The organism is Gimesia aquarii (genome assembly GCF_007748175.1).
GTDB lineage: Bacteria > Planctomycetota > Planctomycetia > Planctomycetales > Planctomycetaceae > Gimesia > Gimesia aquarii_A.
Genome location: NZ_CP037422.1, coordinates 2751035 through 2774050, shown reverse-complemented (window position 1 = coordinate 2774050; position 23016 = coordinate 2751035). Strand labels below are relative to the sequence as shown.

Genomic DNA, 23016 nt, shown 5'->3' with positions numbered 1-23016 from the left:
TTGAGTGGATGTTTCAGGTCATGAAATCGCGGCAACCTTTTCTAGTCTGGAGGATGATACCGCTCATCGGTCTTTTGTTTGCCGCATTGTTGCTGGGTATGCATTGGGGGGCAGTGTCATTTTCCCTACGTGAAATTTGGGACGCATTATGGAATCCGACAGACGATTCCTATGTCAACACGATCCTCTGGCAAATTCGTATGCCGCGTGTAATTCTGGCTGCCTGTGTCGGGGGAGGTTTGGCGGTGGCAGGTGCAGCATTTCAGGGAGTGTTTCGTAATCCTCTCGCAGATCCCTTTATCATTGGTGCTTCGAGTGGTGCTGCTTTAGGGGCCACCCTGGCGCTGACTTTCATTGCGGGTAGCACGATCACCGTGACTGCGACCTGGCAAATTCCCTGGTTGATTCTCTCTGCTTTTGCTGGAGCGGTTGTTATCGTAGGGGCCGTATTTATTATCGCTGCTTTGAGCAAAGCGGGGCGAAATTCTTACTTACTCACTCTGATATTAGCAGGGATGGCATTAAGCAGTTTTACTGGTGCTTTGGTTTCCCTAATAATGTTTTTAAATCACGAAATGTTGTCTACCATTTTTAATTGGCTTCTGGGCAGTTTTTCCGGTCGGCACTGGAATGAAATCATGATCGCGGGCCCCGTCATTTTTTTCAGTGGGGGAGTACTCTGGTTATTATCGCGGCCTTTGGATTTGCTCTCTTTTGGTGATGAGACGGCATTGACGCTGGGGCTGCCTATTGGAAAATTTCGCTTCATGATTTTGTTAGCGGCTACATTGTGTACGGCTGCTTGTGTGGCAGTTTCCGGAGTCATCGGGTTCTTAGGATTAATGGCCCCACATATGATGCGAATCCTTATCGGACCCCGGCATCGATTGTTGATTCCAGGGAGTTGTTTGCTGGGAGCCGCCTTAATGGTCTTGGCAGATACGTTGGCGAGAACAGTCATTGCACCAGCGGAAATGCCGGTCGGAATTGTGACGGCTATGATGGGGTGTCCGTTTTTTCTGTTTCTGTTAGTCAGTCGTGGGCAGCAATCAAAGCTCTAAAAGGCAACTGTCATGAATCAAATCGAAATGGAACATGTTTCCTGTGGTTACGCAGAACGCGAAGTATTAAAACAGGTTTCCCTTGGCATTCAGGCAGGAACGGTGCTTGTATTACTGGGGCCAAATGGTTCGGGAAAAACGACCTTGTTACGTTCGTTGTTCAATTTGATTGCGTTGAAAGAAGGGAAAATTCTGGTTGAAGGCCTGGCCGTTGATCAACTCTCACGCAAACAGGTTGCACAAAGACTGGCGCTTTCGCCACAGATGGAAGAACCGCATTGGCCCATGACCATTGAAGAAACGGTTCAGTTAGGACGCAGTTCCCATCGTGGTTGGGTTCAACCCTTTCAGGCAGATGATGCGGACTACGTTGATACAGCACTTCGACAAACAGGGTTGGTGGAACTTCGTCAGAGGAAAATAACCGAGATTTCAGGAGGCGAGTGGCGTCGCACTTTAATTGCCCGTGCATTGGCTCAACAGACAAAAGTCCTCTGTCTGGATGAACCAACGACGGGATTGGATCTGAAATACCAGGTCGAAATTCTTACTTTAATTCGAGACCTGGCGCACGAGCGAGACCTGACTGTGATTCTGACACTACATGATTTGAATTTGGCCAGTAGCTTTGCCGACCAAATCGTATTATTGAATCAAGGACGAATTGAGGCTGCGGGAACCGGACAGGAAGTCTTAACTGAAGATCGTATTTCTGCCGTTTATCAAACGACCGTTAAGGTGCTACCGCATCCGGAGTATCAGACACCTTTTGTGATTCCCGTTCTCTGATTTAAAACATTCGTTCTTTGTTAGCTACGTACATAGCTGTCAAAGACACGGACCTGAGCCCACTTTGCTTTATTTTCCTCAATAAATTCAAGATGGTCTGCCGCAACCTGATATTTATCGTGGGAATCTTTGTTATCAAAGACCACGTTTAAAGCCACATGATATTGTTGGTCGTTGACATCACGCTCAAATTCAGCACCGCGGACACCTGCGGAAAAATAAAGTACGCCCGGGTGATCTTTTAGGTATTTATGGCAGGCTTCCACCATCGCTTCTGAAGCTTCAGGAGATGTGTCTTTGAGGGTGAAGTAAACCATATGAGCTAATTGCGAGTCTGCCATTTCTATTTTCCCTTAGTTTATTCTGGATCGAATTAAGTTGTTACGAATTATTATGTTAGAGGGATTCTCTGATATAACCATATTTAAGCATAGAGTTCCTATTTTCTCAGAAGAAGCGTTAAAAGTCACTCGAATGAGGGGGGAAGGAATTCCATAAATTACAAAATTTAAGATGAAGAGACTTTAACGATTATGCCGATAAATGAAGAAAGTGGGTTATTCGTTTCAGCCGGGATTTTGAGGCGTAGCTTTCAACTCTGAAAGACAGAAACGAAACAAGATCGTGCCAGGAAGCACATAAAATAAAAAGGAGTTTTTCGATGTCCCTCTGGGTTCGAAATGGTATTGTTATAGCATCATTGTTCTTGATTTTTTCCAGCGAGGCTGACGCACATTTATTTCGAAGACTCTTCGATCAATGTGGTACCAGATGCTACTATCCGCAGCATAAGCGATGTGGACATCGCTGTCGAAAGTTAGCCCGGCGTTTTTTCCGACGATGTGCACCGGTCACTTCATGTTGCCCGGGAGTTTGTATGCCGCCTCCTCCCAAGATTTGTTATCAGGACATTATTTGTACTGAATATAGAATGGTTCCTCAAACTCGAACCGTTCCTGTGACCACCTATCAACAGGTGACTGTTGACGAAGGTTGCTGGCAGCGAGTCTGGGTTCCACGTATGGTGACAAAACAAATCCCACGCACTGAGTACCGTCAGGAGACGAGCTATGTACGAACACCTTACCAGGTTAGGCGTCGTGTGCCAGTGATGTCTCCGCAACCGAGTTGCCCAGGCTGTCTGGGAACACAACCTTCTATCATGAATTCAACTCCGACGTTGCAGCCTCAGATCGTGCCGTCGACTCCTTCCACAACTCCTGCTCCTTTAACGGTTCCCAATCCCACGCCGATGTCTTCAACTTCGTTGAATTTAGGAACGACTCCGACGCTCGCTCCCACGTTGGCTGCACGACAGACAGCAGTCTGGGGAGGAAATCCCAATTCTGTTTCTGTGAGTGCCGGTCCTGCCTTACCACCAAATCCCGCCGTGCTTCAGATACCACAGGCTGCTCAGACAAATTCAGAATGGCAGGTGATCCAGTCACAAAATGCGTATTTGAAAACACAATCGACTGTGACACCACAGACGGCCGCGTATGATGAGTATTCACCAAAACCTTCAGCGAGTGCGAAAGGAGCCTTTGTTCCAGCTCCCTCAGCTGCAACAGTCTGGAATACACCGCGCCGGAGAAAACTGCATTAGATCATGATTGTCATTACATAATGATCAGTCATTCAAGCCAGGATCTACATTGGGCACGTGTGGGTTCTGGCTGTTTTCATTTTCAAGCAGTGCTTCCTGTTCACGTCGATTCATTTTATAGAATACGATTCCGAAACCGGAGAAGAGAATCGCAGGCATCGCCAGCATAAATGTGATGCTGTACATGTAGGCCTGTGGTTTGTTGTCGTCCGTTTCATTCAACTGTTTACACATGGGGCATGCAGATGCCTGATTGATGACTGGGGGAAAAGAAAACAAACCCAGCATCAAGACAACAAGTAAACAGGTTCGAATAGAGGAAAAACGTTTCAACATGATTAAAACTCTGGTAAGGAACTGTGATAGTTAAACTAAACGATATCAAATTTCAGAGAAAATTCAAGATGACTCAGGCCGCTCCCGGTAAATGGTAAAGCATGAAATAGATAATAACGCCCGTAATTGAGACATATAGCCAGATCGGAAATGTGATTTTGGCAATACGGCGATGTGCTTCCCACTGTTTTTTTAGTCCACGTCGAATGGTGATCCAGGCCAGTAGCGGTACAGATGCTGCCAGAATGACATGCGTAATCAAAATAAAGTAATAAACGGGTCTGATCGGGCCTTCCCCTTCAAATTTGCGTGAAGCATTTCCCGTGTAGCTTTGTAACGCAAAGTGGTACAGTAGATAGAAAACCAGAAACAAAATCGAAGTTCCAAACGCGGTGAGCATCGTTTTTTTGTGTTTTTCTTTTTCACCTTTGCGAATGAAAGTGTAACCGACGATCAACAAAATTGTTGCCAACCCGTTGAGTACGGCATTCACAGTGGGGAGCTGCAGAACCCAGTCAGGGGCCTGTTTTGCTTCGACTTGATTTTCCTCCACCGCTGCTGCTGACTCTTCAGCCTCTGGTTCTGTTTGACTCAGGAATAGCGCAGACAATCGGTCCGAGATCTGATGAGTCAACAAAGGAGTGAGCGAAATCATACCAGCTTTAGGAGGAGTGGCTTGTTTTGGCTTAGCTTCCTGCATTTCTTTTTTTTTAGCATCCGAATCAACTTGTTCACGAACGGCTTTTCTCAATGCAGCCATCTCGGCGTCGTTCACTGCGTTATATTTTCCTAAGACGCGACCGTCTTTATCAACCAGCATCACGTTTGTGGTGTGGATCACTTCAAAGCCGGGTTTTCTGGCAGGCCCCGTGTTTTCCTGAACGGGCATTAGAAAACTTTTCTCGATCAGATGAAAAATGTCTTTTTGATCTCCCGTCAGAAAGAGCCACTTTTCCGGATCAGCGCCCACTGATTCCGCATAACGGGATAATACTTCAGGTGTATCGTTTTTGGGATCAACAGTAATTGTTACCAGTTTGAAGTCTGTATCTTTTAAGTCCTTTTGTAGCTGATAAAACTGGCCGGAGACACGCGGGCAGGGGCCAGCACAACGCGTAAACACAAAACAGGCTACCCATGGCTTTCCCAAAAGGTCTTTCTTTGTCACCTTGCGGCCGCTTCGCTCCGTCAGTGAAAAATCTTCGATTCCCTCTTCAGGCCAGATGTGACCTTTCGAAACTTTTTCCGTATTATTATCTATACCGTTCGGGGCTTTGTCTGGATCTGACTTTGAAGCCGCCGCTTTTTCTGATTCGATTTTTTTCAATGCCAGATCACTTTGGGATTTCAGCTTCCAGGTAGCAATCGCACTGATGGCGACCAGTACCCATAGCATCAAAATTAAAATTCGAGGTATGCGCCGAATTGATTGATTTTCATTCATACTGAATATCTTTAATTTCTAAGAGTGTAACTTTGCCAGGTTAACGGGCATTTCTGGTTGATCGTTTTTGTGTCATCCAGATGGCAAGAGCTATATAAATTATACACACCACGCTTGTGACGGTCAGGCAGATTATCATCGAAGGATTTCCCGGTGTACTGGACAGACCTGGTTCGGGAGTTAATATACGTCGCAATCCGGTCACTCCATAGGTTAACGGGTTGGCTCGGATGATCCACGAGAGCCATCCCGAATTTCCCGCCGGGAAAAAAGAGCCGGACAGCAACCACATCGGCATCAGAAAGACTGACATGATCGCATGAAAGCCTTGTGTGGATTCCATGGGCCAGGCAATGACAAAGCCGAGAGCTGTCAGGCTGAAGCCAAGCAGAAACAGAAACAGGATCAGTGGTATGAAACTGGCTAGCGTAACACCCGTTTGAAAATCAGGGGCGAGTCCTACAATTTTTAATAGCGGCCCTAGCAAAATAAACAGGACAGCTTGTAAAACCGCCAGGATTGTGCCGCCGAGCAGCTTTCCCAGAACAATGGAAGTACGAGGTACAGGAGAGACTAATACTCCTTGCAGGAATCCCTCTTTCCGATCCTCGATGATCGAGATTGTAGAGAAAATGGCAGTGAACATCAAAATCATGACGGTCACACCTGGGAAGAAGTATTCCTGGTAGGTCATGCCTGATGCCGCCCACTCAGGAGGCTTGAATGAACCTCGCAGGCCGGCACCAAATAGAATCCAGAACAAAATCGGTTGGATCAATGCACCGATCACGCGAGTTCGTTGACGTAGGAATCGAACAACTTCTCGTTGGGCAAGTGTCAGGACTGGTAACAAAAACTGTTTTGCAGGTCCGGCCGTCGGTATATAGAAGATCTGGTTCATACAGTCTCCTTCGCCTGCCAGAATTGATGTCCGGTCTCGTGGATGAAGACGTCTTCCAGTGTCGGCTTTCCGAGTGATACGGACGTCACGAGTTGCGGGAAGGCATCAATCAGTTCTTTGAGGAATTCGTGTCCTCTTGGGTGTTCTAATCTCAAACTGTGGTTCACGATTTGCGGGACAACACTGAATTTTTCAGTGATTTTTGTTTGCAGTTCGTCGAGATATTCTGAATGGATGGTCAAGCAGTCGCCGCCGACCGAGGCACGTAATTTATCAGGAGTTCCCAATGCGACTAATTCTCCCTGATGGAGGATTCCCAGTCGGTCACATTGTTCTGCTTCTTCCATTAAATGCGTGGTAATGAGTATGGTCACGCCATCCTCGCGCTGTAACTGTTTCAGATATTTCCAAAGATCGTGCCGCGCACCCGGGTCGAGACCTGTGCTTGGTTCATCGAGTAGTAAGACTTGTGGTGCGTGTAATAAGCCTTTGGCGATTTCAACACGTCGTTTCAATCCACCAGATAACGAGTCGGCAAGGCCGTGCTTGCGATCGGTGAGCCCTAAATGTTTAAGTGCATTTTCAATACGCTCGCGCATCAATGCACCGGAAATGCCGTAAAGGTGCGCCTGGTGTTTCAGATTTTCCTGAACAGTCAATTTGCCATCCAGACTGGGAGATTGAAAAGTCACGCCTATGAGATTGCGGATTCGTTGTGACTCTGTTGCCAGGTCGAGACCGGCGATGTTTGCTGTACCAGATTGGAGCGGCAGTAAAGTGGAGAGCAAGCGAAAGAGTGTTGTCTTGCCACCACCGTTTGGCCCCAGCAATCCAAAGATTTCAGAAGGATGCACTTCAAAGCTGAGCTGATTGAGGGCAAGCCGATCACCGTAGCGGTGTGATATTTCAAAAACACCGATACTTGATGCGGATGTTGTTTCCTGAATTAGTGTATTACTCAACATGACTGTTTTCGGCATGATCGGCAGATCCACTTTCCAAAGCGGCCCGCTCTGCCTGTTTGAGATAGTCTACTTGAGGAGATTCATTTGTGTAATAATGAATGCCAATGTCGGGAGTCATTGCAATGGTAAGGCCCATCGCCAATATGATTGTGGGGCTTAGCAGAACATACTTCCATTTTCCTTCAAATTTTAAGTGCATGAAATAAATCATGACAAACAGCGCCTTGGCACAGGCAATTGCCAGCACGATGAGCGTCAGTAAGATTACCCCATTCAAGCCCAGCAGATTTTTTTCCCGCAAATCGATGATATCAAATATGATTGACAGCACGGTGCAAATACAAAGTGCGATGAAGATTGAGGAATATTTGACATAAGAGTGAGATTGTTGATCGGACATGATATGAATTACTCTCAGGCGGTACGCTTGGCTAAATAATATAGATCAAAGGAAACAGGAAGATCCAAACCAGATCAACAAAATGCCAATACAGGCCAATGTTTTCGACATAGTCACTCCACTTCTCACAGAGACGTTTGCCCTGGATCAAAACAATAATAAATAGCAGCATACCGATGACAACATGCAGGGCATGAAAGCCTGTGAGCAGAAAATAAACTGAGGCAAACAAGTTTCCGTAAATAATGGGCTGCAGGTGGTGGACTGGTGCGAGGAACGCCCCGTATTGTGGGTCTTTCTTGAGGGTCGCCAGCTCCTCATTCATTTCTGGTAATGTGATCGATTCATCGAGTGCTCTTTGATTTAATTCCCGGTACTTGGAATCGAGGGCGAATAAAGCGGTCAGTTCTTTTTTTCGTTTTTCAGAAGTATCAGGTGAGTCTAATTCTGTTTGTAGCAGTTGTCGCAATTCCTCAATGGGAGTCTCGAGTTCTTTGGTCTCTGCTCCTCCAGTCTCTGGTAAGACAACAGTTTCTTCCGGCTTGGCAAGATCCAGCTTTTCAGGAGGTTTTACGTCAGATAAAGCGATTACGCGACCATCAACAACTTGCTTCATTTCTGTCATGGCTTTTGTGATTGCCATGCGCGGTGTTTCGGGAATGTGTCCCGGCAAAATATCATGAGAGAATTTACCGGAATACTCGTAAGCTTTGATTCCGAGAAACACGCAGGCCAGCAGTAACGTCAGTCCGAGGTAGCGACGCGCTTTGGCGAAGTTTTCCGCTTTCATGCCTTCCAGTGCAAGTACCACAAAATAACTGGATAAAATCAAAACAAATGTATTTAGTCCGCCTGCCCAAACGCGAATATGTGTGACCTCGGCATCGGTAGGCCAACCGGGAGAGCCAGCACGCAGGACGATGTAGGCTCCAATAAAGGCAGAAAAAAACATAATTTCTGTCGCCAGGAACAGCCACATCCCTAACTTGGAGTGTGGTATGGGAAGTCCCATTCGATATTGTGGCGAATGACTCTCGTGACTCATTGTACTCTTTCACTTCACATCACAAGCAAACAACGAACCATTGATTCCTGATTCCGATCTCTTGTTGAATCATCAATTGAATAGTTGCAGGCGATCCCAGGTGAGGGTTAATAACAGTACGGGAAGATAAATTAATGAAAACCAAATTAATTCACGGGCTGTTTTGGGGGTCTCATTGCGTAAAAATCGAATCGAAAACAGTAAGTAGCCAATACCGATTATGAAAGCGACCACTGAATAAAAGGTTCCTGCGAGCGAAACAAATTGGGGTAGTAAGCTCACTGGAATCAAAAGAATTGCATAAATGACACACATCCAGCCTACAATTCCGCGAGCAGGATCTGCCGTTGGAAGCATCTTCAGTCCGGCCTGATAGTATTGATGTCGGTATAACCAGGCGATGGCCAGAAAGTGAGGAAATTGCCAGAGGAACATGATGGCAAAGATTGTAAAGGATGACGTATTTAAATTTCCTCCTGCAGCCGTCCAGCCCAGGATGGGAGGCATGGCACCGGGAATTGCACCGATTGTTGTACAAAATGAGGTGTAGCGTTTCAGAGGTGTGTAAACGACCACATATAAAACCAGAGTCAGCATTGATAAAAAGGCGGTCAATAAATTCACCATGATCGCTAGATAGAAGATGCCCGACAGTGCAGCCACGACACCAAAAATTAAGACTTCCGAAACCGAAATTCTCCCGGAAGGCAGTGGTCGACTGGCTGTGCGAGACATGAGAGCATCGCTCTTGACTTCCAGCAGTTGGTTCAGAGAGTTACACCCAACGGCAACAAAACCAATTCCTAACAAGGCATGGATCAGAGGGATCACCGACCAGGAATGTGCGCTAGCCAGTGTGTAGCCTAACGCAACGGAAATCAAAGCCATCGTCGAAATACGGGGTTTGATTAATTCGAGATAATCACCGAATCGTGCCAAACTGACCGGTTTGGCAGCAGGTTTTGATTCTTCGACAGCGATATAAGATTGTTGTGTTGTAGACATTTCAAGCGTTACCTTCAGCATTCGGTAAAGTATCAGTCGGTGACAGATTTTGCCCCGCGTCTATGACATTGTTTTTATTCAATTGGTGAAGTCGAAACACCCTGGCGGAGTATAAAATAGTCGTCATCAGGAACAGGATTCCGGTAATCAGATGCGCGGTGCGCGAAAGAGATTGTTCCCATGAACCGGCAGTCGCGACAAATCCTGCTGCGGGAAGACCAAATTTGGTAATCCAGGCTGCGAAACCCAGGAGAATCTGGAAGATGCCAATATGCAGCATGCCCATCGCGGGACGCTTCAGCCATTTAATCCCAGATTTACGTGCGCTGCGAAATTCGATAATCACAAAAATTAACGCCACAAAAGCAAAGCTCATGTGAGGATGTAGTCCGACGTTAAAGTGTCTGAGACAGCCCCCCAGGAAGTATTGGAAGAGGACCACTAAGGGAACGGTAATCGCCAAACGACGTCCATAGCCGGGTGTCAATTGGGGGGGATCGTTACTGATTTCGATCCAGCGTTTTCCGGTGACCATTGTTAGAAATGCCATCAGAGTAAACACACAGGCACCAAAGATCCCATGCGCCATAGCTAATGCTTTGCTGTTTTCAGTGACCCGCGTACCTCCCAGAACACCCTGGACGATAACACATGCCAGGACCAGGAGGCAGGTATTTCGGATCCATTTTTTCTCTTCGACTTTGAAGGCGATGATGACCAGGGCAATTGATAAGAATCCGACGAGCATCCCCAGTAAACGGTGTCCGTGTTCATAAAACTTGTCTGAGGCTTCGTGCAACCAGGAGTAGGTCAGCATGTTTTCCCCATCGGATGTTGGCCAATCGGGAAATGCCATGCCGTAGCCTTCTGTGGTAACATGACCACCAACAATCATCAGTGGCAGCGTGGCGATGGTGGTTGCCAGTGCGATCTTGAAAAGCCAGGGATGATATTGTTGCTTGTTCATAACGATTGCTTTCAATATGCCTCGAACAGTTGCTTAGGTTTCGTCTAAAGTATTTGTAGCGACAGTTTCGTTGGAGGGAAGACATTCTTTTTCTGTTTGCATCAGAAAATCTTTGTCTCCATTCACGACGGCATATTCATTAGGTCCATGGTAGACCATGGGGATAAAATCGAAGTTTCCATGTCCAGGGGGGGAAGGTGTTGTCCACTCCAGAGTGGTGGCATTCCAGGGGTTCCGTCCCGCTTTGGGACCGAAAAACATACTGTAGAAAATATTGATGAATAACAGAATTTGTGCAAATCCCATTACAATCGCAGAGATTGTCATAAACTGGTTCATGGGCAGCAGGTGCTCCAGATATCCATGCAGGTAGGGGTCTGCATAACGTCGGGGCATGCCCTGCATCCCCAGAAAGTGCATCGGGAAGAAGGTCCCATTGGCACCGATAAAGGTCAGCACGAAGTGTGTTTTGCCCAGCTTTTCATTCATCATGCGACCAAACATTTTGGGAAACCAGAAATGAATGGCGGCAAAAACACCAAACAGAGTTGCACCAAACAACACGTAATGGAAGTGGGCAACAATGAAATAAGTATCGTGAAAATAAACGTCGACAGGAACAGCGGCCATGAAAATCCCACTGAGTCCCCCCACGATGAACATCGATAAAAAGGCGATACAATTTAAAGTAACGGTATTAAATTCTACTTTTCCACCCCAGATCGTGGCGGTCCAGTTGAACGTTTTCACCGCGGAAGGGAGCGCGATCATCATGGTGGCCACCATGAATGCCATACCGACAGCGGGATTCATTCCACTTGTATACATGTGGTGGCCCCAGACGATGAATCCCAGACTGGCAATTGCCGACATGGAGATGACCATCGGTTTATAACCAAACAACGGTTTGCGGCACATGCAGCTCAACATGTCAGAGACCATGCCCATCACAGGCAGCAGCATGATATATACGGCGGGATGGGAATAGAACCAGAATAAGTGTTGCCACAACAGTGCCTGACCACCGCCAACTGTGGGAGCCGCGTTATTGATCACGAGGCCGGATGGATAAAAAAAGCAGGTTCCCAGCAAACGATCGGTAACTTGCATGAAGCCTCCGGCGGTCAGCACGGGTAGCGCAAATGCCTGTAGGATTGCGGTGATGAACAGTCCCCAAATGGTCATGGGGAGGCGAAAAAATGTCATGCCTGGCGCACGCATATTGATGATGGTTGTCATGTAATTGATCGAACCCATCATTGATGAGAAACCAATGAAAGTTACGCCCAGAAGCCAGAGAGTTTGAGCGGTTCCAGAACCGGGAGCCGCTTGCGCCAGGTCTGCCAGTATCGGATAGGAAGTCCAGCCTGCAGCAGGGCCGCCAGCGTATGCGAAGCTCATTCCAAAGCAGGCAATAGCGGGCCACATAAACCAGTAGCTCAACATATTGAGCCTGGGAAATGCCATATCATCCGCACCGATCATTAGTGGAATCAGTAAGTTGCCGAATGTTCCTGCCAAAATGGGGATGATGACAAGGAAGATCATCACCGTGGCGTGCATTGTAAACAGCATCGTATAGAATTCGGGAGAAATCTGCCCCCCCTCAGCTGCGAATAACCAGGGTCCGACAATGGGCATCGATTCCCAGGGGAACGCCAACTGCCAGCGTACCGCGAGTGCGAGCACACCACCGACAATCATCATCAGTAACGTTGTGAACATAAACTGGATCGCGATGATTTTATGATCGGTGGAGAAGATGTATTTTGTAATAAAGTTTCCAGGGGCGTGGTGCGCCTGTGGATTCAGAATCGGTTGCAGCCCGGTTGGTGAGGGATTCAATGTGGTCATTACTCTACGGCCTCACTCTCTGTGCCGGTCTCCTTGGCGGCGATTTTTCCTAAGCCATCATAAAACTGTTTTTGAGTCAGGTTTTTCAGATAGGCCTGATATTCGTCTTCCGATTGCACAATCACATGGGCTTTCATTTTATAGTGACCCCAGCCACAAAGTTCGGCACAGACCAGATCATAAGTTCCCGGTTTATTTGCTTCAAACCAGACCGGAATCTGTAGGCCGGGCAGGGCATCCTGTTTAATTCTTAAAGCCGGTAGAAAGAATGAATGTTGTACATCGTCGCTACGCAACTGAATCATGACCGGTTTTCCGAACGGGACATGCAGCTCATTCACAGAATAAAGATCATCTGGCTGTGGTTTTTGTTGCAGTTTTTTACCAATGGCAGGATAGCGAAAACGCCATTCAAACTGGCGGGCCGTCACTTCAGCGAGCGGGTCTTTGACTGCCGCTTCGGGATAGTATTTCTTGATTCTGAAATCGGCCCAGATATTCATTTGGTAGATTGCCAGAAAGAGCAAAATGGCACCAGGGATGATTGACCAGATCAATTCCAGTTTGTGGTTTCCATGGACATTGGTAGCGCGTTCTTCACGATTATTGGCACCTCGCCATAGAGCGTAAACCAGGACAGCCTGTGTGCCGACAAATACGATGGCGGTGACGATCAGGATGATATAGAACAAGTCATCAATGCGAATGCCAAGGTTACTGGCAGCTTGCGCATTGTCGTAGGGAAATGACCAACCCACGAAGGGAGCCATCGCGCAGGATACGACTGCAGCTACAGGCCAGAACAGAAAAAATAAACACCACCCTTTACCCACTACAGGTCTCCTGTTTGCTTTTCATGTTGAGGATGCAATTCGTTTTCATTGATTTAATCGTCTTAAAATCAGCGATTCCCATCATAAGGCAAGCTCATGACATAATTGACCATGTCCCATAATTCTTCATCCGTCAGAGAACCGCCAAACGCAGGCATCGGGGTCCCTTTAATTCCAGAGTAGAGACGCCGGTAGGTATCGATGGGTCTGCGACCACCTCGATAAATTCCACGGTGTAAATTTCTTGGTGGGAGTAGATTTCCCCAGATATCGTGTAAGCCCCGCTCCGAGTATTTTTCATTCGTTGCAGGATTCGTCCAGAAATCCTGAGTTGCTGTTCCATTGCCGCGGCCTTGCGGACCATGGCAGGAAGCACATTTGGTTTTTTGACTCAAATAGAGTTTGCGTCCTCGCTCGCGCGATTCAGGGGTATCGGCGACACGTGGGGTTTGTGGTGTGACTATTGCGTCTTCCAGATTGGCTTCTTCCCAAGCTTCTGCCACACTCGATGTGGCAAATTCGAGTGTATCGGGAAAGTCCAGTTCCATATACTCTTTTAATTCTTCAAGCACCTCTTCACGTGTTTCGCCGCCATCTTCACTCGTTCTTTCCGCCAACGCAGTCTCGGAATAATCGAGGAAAAGTTCGTCAACCAGTTTCTTTTCCGTTTCTCCGCGAATTGAAAGCCAGATCACATAGTTCACGATGGCGGAGACTTCGTCATCTGTCAGCAACTTGAAGGACGGCATGTAGGTACCTGCAATACCCTCTTTGACAGTACGTGCGAGGTCAGCCTCTTGTGCTTTACTGGTTGGCTTGGTCGACGTGTATTTATAAATTCCCAGGCGGAAGTCGCGGGGAGGCGGATTCAGATAGCGTGAAGTCGGGCCGGTTCCTTCCCCACTCATGCCGTGGCAGTGCATGCAGTGACGATTGTAAAGATCGCGACCAAACTGCAGGCGAACACATTCTACCAGAAATGTATCACCCGACTGAGGATCTATTTCTGGAGATTTTTCAACGGCGATGGTACCTGTCTCAAAATCATATTCTTTGATCCGTGAAATGTGTCCTTGTCCTTTGCCGGACGTCCATTCCAGAGGGAGACCTAATAATTTATCGTAAGCATTTTCGAGCCCTGTTGCCTGAAATCGGATCAAGGGCTGGTCTTTTCCGGAAGACTCGACCGATTTTACCGTTCCCTGGACATCGCCAAAGTCAGTAGGAAGACCCTCAAATTGGGTGAGTTCAAAAGGGTTGCCAAACTGTCTGACCAGTGCCTCTTTGACGGGCTTGGCAGCTTCAGGGATGAGTTCATTGGTCTTTTGTGAGAACACAAACTTGACTTGCGGCTGTTCGCAACCCGTGAAACTGATCAGCGGGATGAGCGACAACAAAATAAGACGACGAAACCCAAATCTCACAGAAGTGAATCCTCAATTTTATAAATACGGTAGATGAACAAATCTGAATGAGATGGAAACGGCTCCATCTGGGGATCCTGGGTCACCACGGGCTTAATTCTAATCCCGTCTACCCACATGCGCTACGGCAACGCCAACTATTTCATTACTAAAAGAAAAATACCGTGGCTGATCTGCTCAAATCCGCAATAGTTTTCTGAAAGGTTTGCTGTGCGGGGCGGGAGGCTCTCCAGCCTAAAATACCCAGGTAATTTTGGCAATGCTCAGGCGTTATGACAACCAGCGTTTCCCTTAAGAGTACCTTTTCTCACAAGCAGGAAGGTTCAAATGTTGATTGGTCCCAATAGCGGGAATCAAACATAATAATATCGTATTTTCTTTGTCATGCTTTTTCAATCGGCATAGCCTGTTGTTTCGCTCAGAACCTGACTAAACTGATCAAAAATAGAGTTCTTTTTGCATTTTCAGATTCCATTCTTGTTTGGCTTTGACAAATCGGAGGTGCAAGGTTCTCACTATATCCTGATAATTCACATGTTCGTCGAAGTGAATGGTCCTGAATGGACAGCACACAAATAGACACAATCCGAGAGTTTGACCGTCTCATTCGCAGAGATCCGGGAAAGCGAGGACTAATTAGCTCGGAATCTGAGTTTGGACCTCTCTGTCGCGACCATTTACTCAATTCTGCGAATCACCTGTTTCAGAACGCTTCACAAGTCGTCATTACTACAGGTTTTTATGTTCCCTCTGCAGTGATTCCCTCAGCAGAAACTGATGGTCCGCCAGGCGCCATTTTGCTGGCTTCGCTGTTGGAAGAATGTGGAATCAATACATCAGTCGTGACTGATGAGTTGTGTGCTCCCGTGGTTGCAGCAACCATGGAGGCTTTTTCGTACCCCGCTTCGAAAATGAACGTTTTGTCAACTGAGAACGAAGAATGGATAGAATCATTTTTCCATCAACAGACTATCAGCCATTTAATCTCCGTCGAGCGTGTGGGACCCAGCCATACAATAGACTCTTTCACACAACAATCGGGTCAAGCAGAGACCGCATATGCTGATTTTCAAAGTAAGGTGACTCCAGCTCATTTCGATCGCTGTCACAATATGCGGGGCGAAATAATCGATCAGTATACCGCTCCGCTACATCTCTTGTTTGAACGACTTTCTGAATTTTTCCCGGAAGCGAAAACGATTGGCATTGGTGATGGTGGAAATGAAATTGGAATGGGGATCATCCTCTGGGAAGAGTTGGATCGCAGAATTGCTTCAGATTGTTCCGGTTTGATTCCCTGCCGCATTGCCACCGATTGGAATATTGTAGCGGGAACCAGTAATTGGGGAGCCTCTGCTCTGGCTGCTGCTGTGGCATTATTTAAGGGACAATCTGACGTTCTTTTTCAGTGGCAACGAGCCGAACAACAACAGGTTCTGGAATCAATCGTTCATGAGGCAAACGCCGTCGATGGTGTGACAAAACAACGTGAACCCACCGTTGATGGACTTCCATTCTTGACATATATGCAGCCCTGGGAAGGAATCCTGAAATTTCTTGCCCGCTAAAACAGGCCTTTCTACGTAAGACATCAAAGGGGAAAGTCTGACTGTTAATAGAAATCACTTGCAATTTCCCGTGTAAATCTGGTTAGAATAGGCCTTTAGTTCCTTTTTATTTCTGAAATCATTTTTCAAACGTATACCGCAAACGAGCAAACAGTGACGAACTTCATGAAAAAAAAACCTATTCAACGTGATCGATTCTTGTCCATTGTCGCATCTGTTTCTATTGCGTTGTTCTCCTTCACCGGCTCTGTTGTTTTTGGTCAGGTTGTCAATAACAACAAGTTCAAACAGCAGGATAAATTCCGGCAGTTAGAAGAAGTCTTGCCGACTCCCAACGAATACCGAACCGCTTCGGGAGCGCCCGGCAAAGAATACTGGCAGCAGCAAGCCGATTATGAAATCGACGTAGAACTTGATGATGAACTGCAAAAAATTATCGGCTCGGAAAAGATCACGTATACGAATCGCTCTCCTGATTCGTTGAGTTATCTCTGGTTACAGCTTGATACCAATATTCTTTCTTTTGATTCAGACGCGCATCGTTCGGGGACAAGTTCTCCTTTGGGTAAAGTAGGCTTTAAATCGATGAAGCAATTACTGGCAAAAGAGACGTTCGATGGCAGTATGAAAATTCAAGCGGTTCGCGATGCGAAAGGAGAGCCACTTCCCTACACAGTCATCAAGACGATGTTGCGCATTGATTTACCTCAACCGCTGAAGACAGATGAAAGTACACAGTTTTCAGTGGACTGGAGCTATTTGATCAACGATTCCAAAAGCAGGCCTGCGCGAACCGGTTTTGAATATTTCGAAGACGACAAGAATTTTCTCTACGAAATTGCACACTGGTATCCTCGCATGGCAGCTTACACAGACAATACCGGCTGGCAGCACAAGCAATTTTTAGGACGTGGCGAGTTCACGCTTGAGTTTGGTAATTTTTTAACACGGATTACTGTACCCGATGATCACATCGTTGCGGCTTCGGGACTTTTACAAAACCCTAAAGAGGTGCTCACTGCCGAACAGCAGAAACGTCTCAAGCAGGCGGAAACGGCGAAAAAGCCGATGTTTGTGGTGACGCCCGAAGAAGCCAAACAGAACGAATCTTCAAAGCCGAAAGGTAAGAAGACCTGGATTTTTAAGGCTGATAACGTTCGTGATTTTGCGTTCGCCAGTTCCCGAAAATTCATTTGGGATGCTCAAGGGCATCAGGTGGAAGGCAAACCGGACCAGCCGGTCATGGCTATGTCCTTTTATCCGAACGAAGGGGAACCATTATGGAGTAAATATTCAACCCACGCCATCATTCATACGCTGAATGTGTTTTCAAAGTATACGTTTCCTTATCCCTATCCCGTTGCAATTTCTGTAAACGGTCCTGTGTATGGTATGGAATATCCTATGATTTGTTTCAACGGGCCAAGACCGGAAAAAGATGGGACGTATTCGAAGCGAACCAAATACGGTTTAATTTCCGTGATCATTCACGAAGTGGGTCACAACTATTTTCCCATGATCGTGAATAGTGACGAGCGGCAATGGACCTGGATGGATGAAGGTATTACGACGTTTTTGCAATTTTTGACAGAACAGGAGTGGGAACCCGATTATCCCTCGCGACGTGGAGAGCCGCGTGCGATTGTGGGCTATATGAAAAGTAATTATCAGGTTCCCATCATGACCAATTCGGAATCGATTTTACAGTTTGGGAATAATGCCTATGGTAAACCTGCAACGGCCCTGAATGTTTTGCGTGAAACCGTATTGGGGAGGGAATTGTTCGATTATGCATTCAAAGAATATTCCCGGCGATGGATGTTCAAGCGACCGACACCAGCAGACTTTTTCCGCACGATGGAAGATGCATCCGGAGTTGATTTAGACTGGTTCTGGCGGGGTTGGTTTTACACCACCGATCATACTGATATTGCTATTGAAAATGTTAAGCAGTATTCGCTGGAAACAGGCGACCCTTATGTAGACAAAGTCCGACGCAAAAAAGAAAGAGATGCAGAACCCGAATCACTCTCCAAGATACGTAATAAAAAACTTCCCAAGCGAACCGATCAATATCCGGAATTGAAGGATTTTTATAACGAATTTGATGATTTAGATGTGACTGACGCCGATCGGAAAAAGTTTGAAGCTCTTATAAAGCAATTGAATGCGGAAGAAAAGAAGCTCCTGGAAACAGAGAAATACTTTTATCTGATCGACCTCAAAAACAACGGTGGTCTTGTGATGCCGGTGATTTTAAAACTGACGTTAGAAGATGATTCGGCTCAGATGATCCGGATTCCCGCAGAAATCTGGCGTTTGAATAATGAAAGTGTGTCCAAATTGATTTTGACTGACAAACCTCTGAAAAGTCTGACTTTGGACCCACATCGGGAGACTGCCGATACTCAGCTTTCGAACAACGAATTTCCCAGAACAATTGGAAAATCCTATTTCCAACTACAAAAATCGAAAAAATCAAAAAACCAAATGCAGAAACAAAAGCAGCAGACGAAACAAACCAAGGAAAAACCGACGAAGAAAAAGTAATCGGTTTGAGTGGCAGAACGTCGTCCCTCTCTATTCCGAAGGAGGGCAATCGGTCTGAAGGTCGTAAGCGGTTTCGATTTTAGCAATCTCGATAGTATAGTCCTGATACCATTGCTGTTTTCCAAGTTGTTGTGCAGTCAGATGTTCTGGATTTTCTTTCCAGGCACGAATGGCGTTCAAATCTTTCCAGTACGAAATCGTGACGCCCTTTTTATCTAGTGAACGAAAAGACTCTATGCCAAGAAATCCGGTTTGATTGCTGGCAAGTTTTTCCATATGGGCAGACATTTCCGCATATCCATCCAAATCATCAGTTTGGGTGGATGTGAATATGACAGCGTAATACGGAGGTCGTCGTTTCGGGGCCATTTGAAAGCTCACTTTTTTAAAACCTGGATTCAGTGTACCAAAATCGGGACATCTGCTGTTTAAGACCCGTTTTTTAGGCTTGCCACAATTTCTGGTTTCATAAATAATTTACCTAAGTCGCTCATCTGATTTTGATTGTATTTTTGATAAGGGAGGAGATTCAAGTGACGGGGTATACGGTCCACACAGGTTCGACCGAAGATTTCTCAAATGGCTGGGACCGAATTTTTAGTGATAAGTCCGTCAATAAAGAGAAAAAAAAGAAGAAATCCAAGAAAAAAACAACTGCAAAAAAAGATTCGAAAAAGAAAAAGAAGTCGTGAGTGCTTTTACTTCTTTTCTGATTAGAGTGAGTTGAAAATTTGATCTGGTAGGCGAACTGCGGATAATTATAATTTGTTGATTCGTCTGGTAATTTTTGCACAGGGCAGTGCTAATGCTTTAAGCTTGGAAAACCGATAATAAAATTCGTGCTTTTCGTGCTTATGGTTATCAAACACAGGACAGGGAGGTAACAATGTCAGAACAAAACGAAGAACAGTTCGAAGAAATCACCAGTGAAGAAGTGGACCGTGTGGTCGCACAACTGGAAAATTTGATTGAGACTACCAATAGTGAAAATATTCGCTCTTACCTCGAAGAAGCGATGAATGAGATTTATTATCTCGTTTATGAAGAAGAGGCTGAAGAAGCGATGGGTGAAGAAGAATGGGATACAGAAATTGAAGCTTGTGCTGAAGATGACGAAGACGTCTCAGAAGCTGCTTAATTTTCCCAGAAAAGTTTGAATGCTTGCTGCGCAAACCAGCAAAAATGTAAGGCCACTTCCCGTGAACTAGGGAAGTGGCCTTTTTGAATTTATTGAATTAAATTCGTAATTTATTCGTTGACCTGTACGTCAATGGTATTTGTTTCTAGATCAACCTTGGTAACCTTGCCAAATTTGATTTTTTGCTTTAACTCTTTCACGAACTTTTCTATGTCCTCCATTGGTGAAATTCGTATAATCGTGATATTATTTTGACTACTGGGAAGGACTCTTTTCCCTCCAGCATTTTTGGCAATGGGACCTATTTCTTCAATAATTGGGTCTTGTTCTTCAAATGTTAATTTCCTGGAAAAAACGATAGTTGCCATATTAATCTTGGATGGAGAGGCAGTTGTTTTAGGAGCAGGGGTGGTTTTCCCAAGACCTTGAGGTCCTCCCAGGGTCATTGGTCCTCCCTGGGGAGTTCCCATCATGGATTGTCCCATTTGCATCATGAGCATCGGTGCAAACATGGCCACGGGAGCAACAATCGGAGTCAGAGTTTGGTTGAATTCTTCCTCTGTTTTCGCGTTTTCCAACTGAGCCAAAACCTCGTTCATTTTTTTGAGTCCAGCCAGCGTTTGTTCCTTCTGAGCGGTCACTTTTTCTGGTGTGAGTTCGGCCAGTTTCTGATGCGCTTCTTCCATTTTGGATTTCCAATTGTCTGCCAAATTTTTGGGAATCCACTTGCCTTCGACTTTGACCATTGTTTCTTCTTTTGGCTCTTCACCCGGGGCTTCAATTTTAATTGTGGCCGTATCACCCTCGGTGGAGACAACAGTGACTTTGGTCTGCTTCATTTTCTCAGAAAAGCTGGGCTCATTTTCTTTGGTAGGGATTAGATCAGAAATCGAAATGACAGACTTCGCCAATTGATTGCCGGTCGTGGATAAGAATTTTCCACCGTCGAAGTCTTTCAGTTTATCCAGATTGGAAATGTCACTTTGAACAATGGTATTCAACAAGTTAATCGTTGGATCCCAGAATTGATCGACTTTATCTGGTGGTACAGGCAGTCCCTTAATGGTCTGATTTTCGAGGATATATGCTTTTTTGTCCTTGAGCAGCTTAGTCAGGCGTTGGGCTGTCTGGAACGTGCCATTATACATTTCCGGATCCATCTTGGTGGCAAACTCTTTTACCAGGCCATTGACGTCTGTCTGATAACTGGCGGGAAGGAACTCCCAGACGGCTTCCATTTTTTGGTTACTGACACCATCTATCATAACCGTCATCGACTCGGCAGGTCCTAATGGCTTCGCTGACGATTGACCTGATTGTTCTTTTGATTTTCCACAGCCGGAGAGAAGGGGAAGCGTTCCGACTAAGAAAAGTAGAGTCAAAAAAGTGCTTAATTTCTTCATCAGAGTTCCTTTTCAGATTGAAAGATAAAGTGAAGATGGGTGTATTCTTAAGTGCATTCCCTTACAGCAGGAAATGCTGATCTTATCTTTGATTGGGGGACTTGAGTAGGTTTGCAGACATGATTGTGCTTTAGTATTCAAAAATTCCAATCCCAGTAAATCTGTTACCTTGATGTTCGCTTTCCTGGCTAGACATCGGGCGAAAGTCAGTCATCGGGAGACCCCATTTTCCATCAATAACATAATACAACCAACGCGAATCAGAGATGTCTGGATTAAGAAAAGTGATTGTGAGTAACGAAAATCGATAAATTTGAACGATAAAAGGTGCTTCGTTCGTTTTGCAGAAGCAACACGACCAACGCTTCTATAAATTTGAATACAGGCCGGATTGTATTAATATTCTGTGTACTTCGGCCATAAGGGGAAGAAGTTTAAGACAGATCGATGATTGCTGATCTTTTTAAGTGCTTTCTTTATAAGTGTTTTGAAAGAAAAGTTTTGGGGAAATCACGTTTTTCCTAAGGTTAAGAAGGACTTTCGAAAGGAAATGCGTGCGCTTGACTTCTCGAAGGTTTGAAGCCTACACTGTCTCGTATTCGAAATTGAAATACTTAGGGCCGGTTATTATTAGTATTCCTTATAAATGGGGTTGGTTTAACTTCCATGCACCTGCGTAATGCTGAACTTTTTTGCGACGTTGTGATTCACGGTAGCTTTTCCAAAGCTGCCGAGGTTCGACGTGTGTCTCAGTCAGCCGCCAGTCAGGCAGTACATACATTAGAAAAGCGATTAGGTACTCAGTTGATTGATCGCTCCAAACGGCCTTTTGAGCTCACTCCTGCTGGCGAGATTTATTTCGATGGTTGTCAGCAGTTGTTGCAGTCGTTTGAAGATGTCGAAGAACAAGTGCGAAGTGCCGTGGGCAAAACCAAAAACAGAGTTAGAATTGCCGCCATCTACTCGGTAGGGCTGGCTCAGATGCATGAATACGTGGAACAGTTCCAGGAACTCTATCCAGATGTGTCAGTAAGTCTGGACTATTTACATCCCGACGAAGTTTATCAGAGGATCTGTGAAAACCAGGCAGATTTGGGACTGGTTTCGTTTCCGAAGGAAGACAAAGAACTCACAAGTATTTTATGGCAGGAACAGCCTCTTGTACTCGTAGTGCCTCCTGATCATCGTTTGTCTGATCGGGTAAGTTGCTCGGTCAGTGAAATTGAAGACGAACCTTTTGTGGCATTTACCGCTGAATTAGTCGTTCGACAAAAGATTGATCGCTGGTTGAAAAAAGCCGGCGTCCATCCGCAAGTGGTTCACGAATTTGACAACATTGAGAATATCAAACGCGCTGTCGAGGCAGAAGCAGGTATTGCAATTCTGCCTTTACCTACTGTTGATAAGGAAGTTCAGGATCAGTCATTGAATGTGGTGCACCTGGAGCAAATCGAGTGGTCTCGTCCAATTGGAATCATTCAAAGAAAGCAGAAGTCGACACCCGATGCGGTTTCGAAATTTATAGAACTCTTACACGAAGACCCCGCTAATTTCTCTATCGCTCGCAGAGAATCGACCGAGGTATCAGCCTCAAAAAGCGAAAACTCTCCCGATAATGATGCATTTTCGTTCGGTCCTCTGATAGCGCGTGAGTAATCTGGTTGTTTCTCGATAAGTGTTTTTCTGCGTTGGTGGGATCCAGCGATTGAAAGTAGTGGGAGAAATCC

The 23016-nt window shown here is 45.9% G+C and carries 22 protein-coding genes; 8 read left to right on the top strand and 14 right to left on the bottom strand.

Features of this window, described 5'->3' with window-relative positions; all coding sequences use genetic code 11:
• Positions 1-20: 20 nt before the first annotated feature.
• The gene (locus V202x_RS10905) at positions 21-1061 is read left to right on the top strand and encodes a FecCD family ABC transporter permease (protein WP_197993334.1); all 1041 of its coding nucleotides are present in this window, start codon (positions 21-23) and stop codon (positions 1059-1061) included.
• A gap of 12 nt (positions 1062-1073) precedes the next feature.
• Entirely contained in the window at positions 1074-1850 is a 777-nt protein-coding gene (locus tag V202x_RS10900) for an ABC transporter ATP-binding protein (protein WP_145174257.1), read from the top strand.
• 20 nt (positions 1851-1870) lie between these two features.
• Here the strand turns inward: V202x_RS10900 and V202x_RS10895 are convergent, their stop codons facing one another.
• Complete coding sequence (locus V202x_RS10895) at positions 1871-2191, bottom strand: Dabb family protein (RefSeq protein WP_145174255.1); 321 nt, start codon at positions 2189-2191, stop codon at positions 1871-1873.
• Positions 2192-2511: 320 nt separating this feature from the next.
• Between V202x_RS10895 and V202x_RS10890 the strand changes: the two genes are divergently transcribed.
• Positions 2512-3456 carry a hypothetical protein gene (locus V202x_RS10890; RefSeq protein WP_145174253.1) on the top strand — a complete coding sequence of 315 codons (945 nt, stop codon included), beginning with the start codon at positions 2512-2514 and terminating at the stop codon, positions 3454-3456.
• 24 nt (positions 3457-3480) lie between these two features.
• On the opposite strand, the gene V202x_RS10885 is transcribed toward V202x_RS10890, so the two are convergent.
• The 11 genes from V202x_RS10885 to V202x_RS10835 all read right to left on the bottom strand — a co-directional run bounded on the left by V202x_RS10885 (position 3481) and on the right by V202x_RS10835 (position 14630).
• The gene (locus tag V202x_RS10885; protein ID WP_145174251.1) at positions 3481-3792 is read right to left on the bottom strand and encodes a hypothetical protein; all 312 of its coding nucleotides are present in this window, start codon (positions 3790-3792) and stop codon (positions 3481-3483) included.
• A gap of 73 nt (positions 3793-3865) precedes the next feature.
• Positions 3866-5236 (bottom strand): DUF420 domain-containing protein, encoded by a 1371-nt coding sequence (locus V202x_RS10880; RefSeq protein ID WP_145174249.1) that lies wholly within the window; start codon positions 5234-5236, stop codon positions 3866-3868.
• A 40-nt stretch (positions 5237-5276) separates the two neighbouring features.
• The gene (locus V202x_RS10875; RefSeq protein ID WP_145174247.1) at positions 5277-6137 is read right to left on the bottom strand and encodes an ABC transporter permease; all 861 of its coding nucleotides are present in this window, start codon (positions 6135-6137) and stop codon (positions 5277-5279) included.
• Positions 6134-7117: an ATP-binding cassette domain-containing protein gene (locus V202x_RS10870; protein WP_232098941.1), complete on the bottom strand. Its 984-nt coding sequence runs from the start codon at positions 7115-7117 to the stop codon at positions 6134-6136. Before V202x_RS10870 ends, V202x_RS10875 begins: the two co-directional genes overlap by 4 nt.
• Positions 7092-7502, bottom strand: a complete 411-nt coding sequence (locus tag V202x_RS10865; protein WP_144988900.1) for a cytochrome C oxidase subunit IV family protein — start codon at positions 7500-7502, stop codon at positions 7092-7094. Before V202x_RS10865 ends, V202x_RS10870 begins: the two co-directional genes overlap by 26 nt.
• A gap of 31 nt (positions 7503-7533) precedes the next feature.
• Positions 7534-8547, bottom strand: coding sequence for a heme-copper oxidase subunit III (locus tag V202x_RS10860; protein ID WP_232098940.1), 1014 nt, complete (start codon positions 8545-8547; stop codon positions 7534-7536).
• A gap of 72 nt (positions 8548-8619) precedes the next feature.
• The gene (cyoE, locus tag V202x_RS10855; RefSeq protein ID WP_145174245.1) at positions 8620-9552 is read right to left on the bottom strand and encodes a heme o synthase; all 933 of its coding nucleotides are present in this window, start codon (positions 9550-9552) and stop codon (positions 8620-8622) included.
• A gap of 1 nt (position 9553) precedes the next feature.
• The gene (locus tag V202x_RS10850; protein ID WP_145174243.1) at positions 9554-10519 is read right to left on the bottom strand and encodes a COX15/CtaA family protein; all 966 of its coding nucleotides are present in this window, start codon (positions 10517-10519) and stop codon (positions 9554-9556) included.
• Positions 10520-10552: 33 nt separating this feature from the next.
• Positions 10553-12373, bottom strand: a complete 1821-nt coding sequence (locus tag V202x_RS10845; protein ID WP_145174241.1) for a cbb3-type cytochrome c oxidase subunit I — start codon at positions 12371-12373, stop codon at positions 10553-10555.
• Positions 12373-13206, bottom strand: coding sequence for a cytochrome c oxidase subunit II (gene coxB, locus V202x_RS10840; protein WP_145174239.1), 834 nt, complete (start codon positions 13204-13206; stop codon positions 12373-12375). Before coxB ends, V202x_RS10845 begins: the two co-directional genes overlap by 1 nt.
• 68 nt (positions 13207-13274) lie before the next feature.
• Positions 13275-14630 (bottom strand): c-type cytochrome, encoded by a 1356-nt coding sequence (locus tag V202x_RS10835; protein ID WP_145174237.1) that lies wholly within the window; start codon positions 14628-14630, stop codon positions 13275-13277.
• Positions 14631-15190: 560 nt separating this feature from the next.
• Here V202x_RS10835 and V202x_RS10830 point away from each other — a divergent pair.
• Together V202x_RS10830 and V202x_RS10825 are read left to right on the top strand one after the other, a co-directional pair.
• Positions 15191-16198, top strand: a complete 1008-nt coding sequence (locus tag V202x_RS10830) for a glutamate cyclase domain-containing protein (protein ID WP_145174234.1) — start codon at positions 15191-15193, stop codon at positions 16196-16198.
• A gap of 165 nt (positions 16199-16363) precedes the next feature.
• Positions 16364-18748: a M1 family metallopeptidase gene (locus V202x_RS10825; RefSeq protein WP_145174231.1), complete on the top strand. Its 2385-nt coding sequence runs from the start codon at positions 16364-16366 to the stop codon at positions 18746-18748.
• A gap of 30 nt (positions 18749-18778) precedes the next feature.
• Here V202x_RS10825 and V202x_RS10820 read toward each other — a convergent pair whose 3' ends face one another.
• Positions 18779-19117: an antibiotic biosynthesis monooxygenase family protein gene (locus V202x_RS10820; protein WP_145174228.1), complete on the bottom strand. Its 339-nt coding sequence runs from the start codon at positions 19115-19117 to the stop codon at positions 18779-18781.
• Positions 19118-19281: 164 nt separating this feature from the next.
• On the opposite strand from V202x_RS10820, the gene V202x_RS27450 reads away from it, so the two are divergent.
• Positions 19282-19440, top strand: coding sequence for a hypothetical protein (locus tag V202x_RS27450; protein WP_197993333.1), 159 nt, complete (start codon positions 19282-19284; stop codon positions 19438-19440).
• 194 nt (positions 19441-19634) lie between these two features.
• Entirely contained in the window at positions 19635-19886 is a 252-nt protein-coding gene (locus tag V202x_RS10815) for a hypothetical protein (RefSeq protein ID WP_144988878.1), read from the top strand.
• 110 nt (positions 19887-19996) lie between these two features.
• On the opposite strand, the gene V202x_RS10810 is transcribed toward V202x_RS10815, so the two are convergent.
• Positions 19997-21289, bottom strand: coding sequence for a hypothetical protein (locus tag V202x_RS10810; protein WP_145174225.1), 1293 nt, complete (start codon positions 21287-21289; stop codon positions 19997-19999).
• Between the two features lie 666 nt (positions 21290-21955).
• Between V202x_RS10810 and V202x_RS10805 the strand changes: the two genes are divergently transcribed.
• Positions 21956-22945, top strand: coding sequence for a LysR family transcriptional regulator (locus tag V202x_RS10805; protein WP_145174222.1), 990 nt, complete (start codon positions 21956-21958; stop codon positions 22943-22945).
• Positions 22946-23016 lie beyond the last annotated feature (71 nt).

Excerpts from the sequence above, each read along its gene's own strand:
- V202x_RS10905 (WP_197993334.1), top strand. The coding sequence starts at position 21 with ATGAAATCGCGGCAACCTTTTCTAGTCTGGAGGATGATACCGCTCATC.
- V202x_RS10900 (WP_145174257.1), top strand. The coding sequence starts at position 1,074 with ATGAATCAAATCGAAATGGAACATGTTTCCTGTGGTTACGCAGAACGC.
- V202x_RS10895 (WP_145174255.1), bottom strand. The coding sequence starts at position 2,191 with ATGGCAGACTCGCAATTAGCTCATATGGTTTACTTCACCCTCAAAGAC.
- V202x_RS10890 (WP_145174253.1), top strand. The coding sequence starts at position 2,512 with ATGTCCCTCTGGGTTCGAAATGGTATTGTTATAGCATCATTGTTCTTG.
- V202x_RS10885 (WP_145174251.1), bottom strand. The coding sequence starts at position 3,792 with ATGTTGAAACGTTTTTCCTCTATTCGAACCTGTTTACTTGTTGTCTTG.
- V202x_RS10880 (WP_145174249.1), bottom strand. The coding sequence starts at position 5,236 with ATGAATGAAAATCAATCAATTCGGCGCATACCTCGAATTTTAATTTTG.
- V202x_RS10875 (WP_145174247.1), bottom strand. The coding sequence starts at position 6,137 with ATGAACCAGATCTTCTATATACCGACGGCCGGACCTGCAAAACAGTTT.
- V202x_RS10870 (WP_232098941.1), bottom strand. The coding sequence starts at position 7,117 with ATGCCGAAAACAGTCATGTTGAGTAATACACTAATTCAGGAAACAACA.
- V202x_RS10865 (WP_144988900.1), bottom strand. The coding sequence starts at position 7,502 with ATGTCCGATCAACAATCTCACTCTTATGTCAAATATTCCTCAATCTTC.
- V202x_RS10860 (WP_232098940.1), bottom strand. The coding sequence starts at position 8,547 with ATGAGTCACGAGAGTCATTCGCCACAATATCGAATGGGACTTCCCATA.
- cyoE (WP_145174245.1), bottom strand. The coding sequence starts at position 9,552 with ATGTCTACAACACAACAATCTTATATCGCTGTCGAAGAATCAAAACCT.
- V202x_RS10850 (WP_145174243.1), bottom strand. The coding sequence starts at position 10,519 with ATGAACAAGCAACAATATCATCCCTGGCTTTTCAAGATCGCACTGGCA.
- V202x_RS10845 (WP_145174241.1), bottom strand. The coding sequence starts at position 12,373 with ATGACCACATTGAATCCCTCACCAACCGGGCTGCAACCGATTCTGAAT.
- V202x_RS10830 (WP_145174234.1), top strand. The coding sequence starts at position 15,191 with ATGGACAGCACACAAATAGACACAATCCGAGAGTTTGACCGTCTCATT.
- V202x_RS10825 (WP_145174231.1), top strand. The coding sequence starts at position 16,364 with ATGAAAAAAAAACCTATTCAACGTGATCGATTCTTGTCCATTGTCGCA.
- V202x_RS10820 (WP_145174228.1), bottom strand. The coding sequence starts at position 19,117 with ATGGCCCCGAAACGACGACCTCCGTATTACGCTGTCATATTCACATCC.
- V202x_RS10815 (WP_144988878.1), top strand. The coding sequence starts at position 19,635 with ATGTCAGAACAAAACGAAGAACAGTTCGAAGAAATCACCAGTGAAGAA.
- V202x_RS10810 (WP_145174225.1), bottom strand. The coding sequence starts at position 21,289 with ATGAAGAAATTAAGCACTTTTTTGACTCTACTTTTCTTAGTCGGAACG.
- V202x_RS10805 (WP_145174222.1), top strand. The coding sequence starts at position 21,956 with ATGCACCTGCGTAATGCTGAACTTTTTTGCGACGTTGTGATTCACGGT.